Here is a 626-nt window from a genome sequence, read left to right on the forward strand (position 1 = left end):
GCTCCGGCGGCTGCGGCATAGGACGCGGCCGCCGGAGCGGAGGTCGTCTCGGCGCGCAACTCGCGGCGATCATAGCCGGTCTTGAATCCGGCGCTGTAGGATTCGTCGTCATAACCCCGGCTCGGCGCCGGCGCCGTGGCGATCTCGGTCGCGTTCATCTCGCTGAGCAGACCCGCGAATTCGGCGTCGAGATCGTCATAGGCGGGCACCGCCGGCTGATCCTCCTCGAAGCTGAGCTCCGGAATATCGAGGTCGTCGGCCAGTGCGACTACGCGCTCCGGCACGTCGACCGTCTCGACATCGGGCACTTCCTCATACTGGCGAGGCTGCGGCGCCGAAGCCGGCTTGGCGTAGGCGGAATGGTCCTTCGCCGGCTCATCGCGGTAGGCCGGAGCCGCTATCTGCGGCGCGGGAGCCACCGGCTGCGGCGCGAACGACGCTTCCACCGGGGCGGCGACCGGGGTCACCCGACTCCACGACCGTGACGGCTCGGCGGGCGCGACCGGCGCGTCCATCTCGATGCCCTTGGCGAAGGCGGCATCGAAAGCCTCGTCATCGAAATCGATGCTCGGTTCGGCATTCTGCTCAGGCGCCGCCTCTTCGAAGCCCTGCCGGTCGAGTTCGTC

At 69.0% G+C, this 626-nt stretch carries 1 pseudogene; it reads right to left on the bottom strand.

Annotated elements, in window-relative coordinates:
- Positions 1-626, bottom strand: a pseudogene (locus tag EOA29_RS41940) (SPOR domain-containing protein); the annotation flags it as partial.

Origin of the sequence: Mesorhizobium sp. M1E.F.Ca.ET.063.01.1.1 (genome assembly GCF_003998155.1) — a bacterium.
GTDB lineage: Bacteria > Pseudomonadota > Alphaproteobacteria > Rhizobiales > Rhizobiaceae > Mesorhizobium.